The sequence below is a fragment of the Prevotella sp. HMSC077E09 genome (assembly GCF_001814685.1).
Classification (GTDB): domain Bacteria; phylum Bacteroidota; class Bacteroidia; order Bacteroidales; family Bacteroidaceae; genus Prevotella; species Prevotella oris.
The window spans coordinates 1-6,007 of record NZ_KV817577.1 but is presented as its reverse complement, the minus strand read 5'-3'; the positions used below and the strand labels follow the sequence as shown (position 1 = coordinate 6,007).

Sequence of the window (6,007 nt, the reverse complement as noted above, 5' to 3'; positions counted from 1 at the left end):
CCTGCCTGCGATACCTTTGCAGAATAAAAGTCGAAGATGACTACAAGCGGACGAAAAGTGAGGTCGAAATCAGAAACGGAAATGGAAAGATAGATAAAAGTAAATGTAAAAAACACCGCAGGTGTAGTGTGTATAGCCGTATGCTCGTATATACGTATATCCGTATAGATGTATATACGTGTTGCGCTATACTTGTATTGAAGTATAAGAAAATAGACATATATACAATCCATATCTTATTCGGATTCACAAACATCTACAACATTCCCCATGAAAAAACATCAACATTATTACCGCTTGATATTCCTTTTCTTACCTGATTTCAGCATGTGCATACCCATTAGGAAACAGCGTTGTCGGAACGCTATATCGTCCTCGTCAGGTTTCTTACCCCAGCCTCCATTAGGCGCGGAACCGCCGCCGGCACTCTGCGAAATCTCTGTTGCCTTATCAAGATAGCCAAGAAAAAGAGCCGTGGCGACCAAGGCAACCTGACTTGAATTTTCTGCCATCTGTTCGAACACAGAACCTTCAGAAAATCCTTTAGTCGCTTCGTCAAAAGCCACTCTCTGCTCTGGCGGAAGAGACTCACGGTAAGCATTAAATTTGCTATAAGACTTTTGCGCTTCTATCGAGGCCATATTCCATCCAACAGCTTGCATGTCATGTAGGGCTTGCGTGTTAAGGTTCGGCGCAATGGAATGTATGTCACCCTTGATTTCCTTATATCGCTCTTCGGTGGCTTCGGTCTGTCCCCTCACTAATTCAAGCTTTCTCTCCGCCTCTGCGAGCTTTCCTTTTTTGTCAATAATTTTCTCTTTTGTTTTTTCAATATCGGCGAGGATTCTCACACGTTCAATATCTGCCTGCTCCTTGGTTATCTTTCCTGCCTTGACATCATTTTCTAACTTCTCAATCTCACGGAGCAAGTCATTTTTATGTTTTTCAAGATTGGCTATCATGGTACCCAGTCCCTTCAATCTTGCTTCACCATGCTTAATTGCTTTTTCTTGTTCTGACAGTGTAACCTTGTTTCTCGAAATCTGTCGCTTTTGATCAGCGACATCGCCTTTCAGATGATCAACTTCTTTCTTTAAATCCTCTCTTTTTTGTGCATAATATTCTCCCATCGTTTTATGCTTGTGCCCCGTCTCTGCAATGCTGTCTCCCCGGTCAAGAGAATACTTCTTGTTGACCTCCGAGAGTTCATTGTGAAGGGCTGTCAGGCGCTGACTATATTCAAATTTACTCTGCCCTGCCATAACCATTTTCCAAGAGAATTTATTCCTCTCCGTTATTGGTAAAATTGTGCAATGAATATGAGGGTTTGTTTCATCAAGATGTACTATAAAAGCTGCGATATTCTTTTCACCATATTTTTTACTCATAAACTTGTACATGTCAACAGCCCATTTTTCTATTTCAGGGCTGCGAGTAATTCCCGAATTATCGGCTCCCTTGTCCAAGTTCACCTGTTGTTCACCGAAGGCCAAACGGTGCATCTGATCCCTCGAACCACCCAAGATGAAATTTGCAACAGTCCGGTACTTCGGTTCCGGAAGTCCGAGGTTAGGGTCTATTATATTCCTTGCCTTCAAATTGTCTTTGATTCGTTTGGGGATTGAGAGCTGCTTGTCGATGGGAGCTATCACACCCCCTTTGCGAACTTCAAAATTAAGATGCTCACGTGTCGGGTCAAAAGCATACGATAGTTTTCTCCGGTATGCTTCCGCCGAGAAGTTTCGTAGATGCTCATTGCTTTGAGCAACAGTAATGCCTTTTGTAGGCATAAGATCCATTACTTGTTTTGCCATTTTTTTATTTTAGCCGGAGGGTCTCTGTGGGGGGGCTCTGAATATAAATATTTCGAAGTGCCCGCCTCTAACATTTTGTTATTACCAATTAATGGGGGTCTTTATGGGGGGTCTCTGTATTTCTATTACTCTGATTTAATGAAGATTATGATAGATCTCTGTGGGGGGTCTCTGTGGGGGGTCTCTGTGGGGGGTCTCTGTGAATGTTTTCTACCTTAGCTTCCGTACGAGTGAAGACCCGACACGTTTCAAAACCATTTCCGCTTTACCCCTCGGAGAGCCTAATATTGACACGGCTTGCCGCACGAAGTCCCCCCTCGCCGGGGTGGCAATACCCCCAAATTTTGATTTGGGGGGTATTAGGCTACCTCCCAATGTAAAACAATTCTTTTCGTTTGCAAAACGATCGCTCATGCGCAAGCGCATGTACCAAGACTTTGTCTTTTCTATCTCCAAGTTCATTAAAAATGAAATGTCAAGCCGGATTTTCGGGATGGATAAAATCCCTCTCCGTCATTTCTCAACATCTTTTGCCGGGGCAAAAACGACGATATCTTTTCGGAGTCTGACCATTTTGCTTGTAACAACATTGAAGACTTCCAGAACATTCATAGTCTCTAAATTTTGGATGAACTTCATGACCGATGGTCGACTCCAGCCCCAAGACTTCGACAGACACTCTATATTTGCGACCATATCCTCTTGTTTCCTCTCGGAGGTACAATGACGTGTCACAAGATCCTGAAAGGCCTGCAGGCGAGAAAAACGCTTTGCGTTCTTGTAAGTGTAGTCTCCGCAGAGAAACTTAAGCAGGTCGGAAGACATTCTTACATGATAGTTCTTATAACCATTCTGAACGACTTCTTTATCTATCATTTTATCGTTAGTCATTATTATTTTATATTATCAATATTATATGTAAAAATCTACCTTTTTCCAATCCACATTTTTATATAAATGTTGTAACCGATAAAGGTCATGCAGCCTTCCTTTCTACCGTGTATTTTTGTGGTATCGGTTTCCTCCCTTTGGGAGCAGCAGGATCATGAAAATTGGGATAGAACAAGGCTGCCATTGCAATAACGAAAAGTACTTCAGACAGCAAAATATACCTTCCTTCATCGAAGAAAGAAAACAAAATAATTACACAGGAAACACCTATCAGAATCCTTTTGCTATTATGTATTTTCGTGAGTATTCTGTTAGCCAACTTGTAAGAGAAGAACAGTAGTGTCATCCCGAAAGTAATAAGGTAAACGAGGGGGCGGGTCAGAAAGGGATAGAGATAGTTGTTCATCTTTCGTTGCATGAACGGAGCCGCCGTTTTCTTTCCGCTGATGCTAAGCTGGTCCAACCTCTTTTCTTTCGCCATGGTCTTATATGTGGCAGCCACTTCTCCTGATGCAAAGTTGTCTACACCTTGAATACCGAGAAGAAACAGTAAAAGTAATAATGTAAAAAACTTTCTTGGCTTTTCCCGATGCTTCATCTTGTCATAGAAGTTGATAAGATGAGTGCCTATTCTCCAAACAGACTTCTTCAACTTCGACATATGGGGCTGTGCTGCCGTAAAAACATTGCGGTATTTTTTCACGCTTTCCCTCCTTGGCTTGATTAGAAAATGATACAGGAAAGGAATGCTCGTCAGCACCACGAAAAGGATTAATTTTAATATTAACATCACCATATTTCTTTCAATTGAAGTTCGACAATGTTTCTGCGTATGATTCTTGTTCCAGAATGTTTTTCTGAAGTTTGGGCATACTGTCCCTTTCGGAAAGCAGCTGATAGTACATCGTTTCCAAACTATCAAAGAAGAATACCGTCATTGAGTCAACGATTCCGTAATTGGTCGATGACAGATAGACAACAAACATTTCATCTTCTACCGGAGTCGAGTATGCCACCACCTTATATACTTTTCCTTTCTCTTCCTTGGAAGCATAGAGAACGTGTATATGCAGTTTCTCCACCAAATCCGATACGAAATTTTCCAACACGTGTTGCTCTTCCATGTTAAGAACGACTTCCGTAAAATAAGCGTGTTGGATAACGCATATCTGCTGTTCTGTAAAATAGCCAGGGAGCAACTTTATCAACTTCTGATAAAGCAGGAGGATGGAACGCTTGTAGGTTCCGTCTTCAAGTGTGTTGTAGTCTAATGCTTTTTCCATACGATTTTCTATTTATAAAGTTGCTGAAATATACGATTTCAGAAAATAGTTGGCCAAAGTGGCTATCAGCTTATTTTCCTCCTCCTTCGTTTTCTTTTTGTTGTCCAGGCGATTCAAAAGTATTGGCAGTTCCTTGGAAATTACCATCAGCTCTTCACGCTGTTTCTTGGTCAATGCAGCCGTTGAATACCCATCCAAGGACACATAGGGCTGAATCAGCATCCAGCGGTAACTGACCCGTTGTTCCTGGCTAAGCTGCTTGTTGTTCAGTATGTCTTCCCTGCACGCAATGGCATTTTGCATGATCCTGCGGTTAAAACGCATGGTCAGATACAGCATGGTCCTGTCATTCACTTCATCGTTTTTCTGACCGACAGAAGAGTAAAGCCGGTCAAAAAGCCTTGTTGTCTTTTGGGTTAACCGCTGCATCTCATCCATGGGTACATTGCTAAGGTGTTCCATGAGCGAACGGAAACATCTGTCCTCCTGCCTGATAAAGGTAAGCAATTGAGACTCCTGCTTAAAGTCATGCGTACTGTTTAGCAACTTGTTGTAGATGGCCAGTATTTGTGGAAGTCCCTTTATCGTCTGTTCTTTGTCAAGTCCCCCATAAAAGTCAGACGCTTTTTTATAGGTGTCCGAACTTTCCATCTTTGCCCGTTCGGAAGCCGTATTGAGTTTAAGGTACATCACGTCCTGAAGCGAACGCTGCTTTGAAAAAGCAAGTCGTGTCAGCTCTGTTCTCACAGAATCGGAAATGACAAAATAGGCAAGTGCCACCGGACTCTTCAGGTTAATGGTAGAGTCTTTTGAAAAGACACTGTACGACGAGTCTTTAAGTTCCTGCCACTGTGCCGTAAGGTCAGTTACTTTTTCAATTTCGGCATCCTTGTAAGATTGGATTTCCGACAGCTTTGCTTTACAGGCCTCTATCGCTTCGGTAGAGTTCTGAAATGACGGATGCTTTGTACAGGAAGAGAAAGCAAGTGCCGTCAACGCGAGAGTTAATGATAAGTGATTTCTTCTCATAAAAAAAATATTTTAACGACTGCGAAGATACAAACCTCACTATGAAAATGAGGTGTCAAAAAAATAAAAGTCTTATATTAACATTTTCAAAATCTTTTGGAAAAACTTCCTATCTGCTTATTTTGTTAAGATACATTAAAAAAGTTCCAAATATTTATTATTTGGAACTTTTGATATTTTCAGATACTCTCTTATGTGTTTTGCTTAAATGTTAATATTTTGAGGTATAAAAAAATAAGCTAATTACTAACATTGTTAATATTGTTACCCACACCATTCAAAATCCTGACACAAACGGCACTTGCAATGATTGCAAGGATTGATATGACAGGGTATGTCTCTACCAAAGCGGTACCGATTAGAAATGCCATAAGAATCAGGTGTACGAGTACCACCTCTTTATTAGTGAAGTTTTCTTCTGCGAGCAGAGAGAAGAATACATTCTTTGAGTTCCACCATTTTCCGACAGCTTCAGATGCCGATGAGGTCTTGCTTTTGTGGATTGATAATGTTTTCATCTTGTTTGTATATGAATTGTTTATATTAGAGTTCTTCGTATAGAGTCGCATGGAATAATTTCAACTCCATCCGTTGAGCTTATAGACTTGCTGCCGTGCTTCCTGCCAGCTGGCCACCCAACGTATGGCGATGATATAACCGTCCATTCTACGCTTCATGATAGTCCAACCTTTTTCGGCTTTCTTGAAGAAGTATCTGTTTGTCTTTATTTTCATAATCTCCTCACTTTTGATGTATAATAGAAAGTTCAGGCTAAACAGTATAGTCATGTGCATATCCACACAATCTCCAATTATCCCCCCATTTGTACATCTTGCGAAGGATTGTTGCCAACTTTACTTTCCTGATCTCGTAACTGTTATAAATTGCGTGGAGTTCTCTTGCTGCTTCTATTTTTTTTATACGACTTGACTTAACCGTGTTGTCGAGGGCTGAAGTTAAAATTTTATTCTGGGCATCCCGATTCTCAAC

9 protein-coding genes are annotated in these 6,007 nt (G+C 41.1%); all 9 read right to left on the bottom strand.

The genetic code is table 11. The features are described from left to right. On the bottom strand, window positions 1–233 hold a 233-nt coding region (locus tag HMPREF2983_RS14180), incomplete at its 3' end, for a hypothetical protein (RefSeq protein WP_210400381.1). 57 nt (window positions 234–290) lie between these two features. Further along, window positions 291–1,814 carry a MobV family relaxase gene (mobV, locus tag HMPREF2983_RS09625; RefSeq protein WP_021590338.1) on the bottom strand — a complete coding sequence of 508 codons (1,524 nt, stop codon included), beginning with the start codon at window positions 1,812–1,814 and terminating at the stop codon, window positions 291–293. 513 nt (window positions 1,815–2,327) lie between these two features. Beyond that, entirely contained in the window at window positions 2,328–2,705 is a 378-nt protein-coding gene (locus HMPREF2983_RS09615; RefSeq protein WP_004377482.1) for a hypothetical protein, read from the bottom strand. 85 nt (window positions 2,706–2,790) lie between these two features. Next, window positions 2,791–3,495, bottom strand: coding sequence for a hypothetical protein (locus HMPREF2983_RS09610; protein ID WP_070667921.1), 705 nt, complete (start codon window positions 3,493–3,495; stop codon window positions 2,791–2,793). A 13-nt stretch (window positions 3,496–3,508) separates the two neighbouring features. Next, on the bottom strand, window positions 3,509–3,988 hold the full coding sequence (locus HMPREF2983_RS09605) for a hypothetical protein (protein ID WP_070667919.1): 480 nt from the start codon (window positions 3,986–3,988) through the stop codon (window positions 3,509–3,511). A 12-nt stretch (window positions 3,989–4,000) separates the two neighbouring features. Beyond that, complete coding sequence (locus tag HMPREF2983_RS09600) at window positions 4,001–5,017, bottom strand: hypothetical protein (protein ID WP_070667916.1); 1,017 nt, start codon at window positions 5,015–5,017, stop codon at window positions 4,001–4,003. A gap of 239 nt (window positions 5,018–5,256) precedes the next feature. After that, on the bottom strand, window positions 5,257–5,535 hold the full coding sequence (locus HMPREF2983_RS09595; protein WP_007411086.1) for a hypothetical protein: 279 nt from the start codon (window positions 5,533–5,535) through the stop codon (window positions 5,257–5,259). Window positions 5,536–5,595: 60 nt separating this feature from the next. Beyond that, window positions 5,596–5,751 (bottom strand): hypothetical protein, encoded by a 156-nt coding sequence (locus HMPREF2983_RS14040; protein WP_007411088.1) that lies wholly within the window; start codon window positions 5,749–5,751, stop codon window positions 5,596–5,598. 37 nt (window positions 5,752–5,788) lie between these two features. Next, the coding region (locus HMPREF2983_RS14175; protein ID WP_210400380.1) for a hypothetical protein at window positions 5,789–6,007 on the bottom strand (219 nt) is incomplete at its 5' end.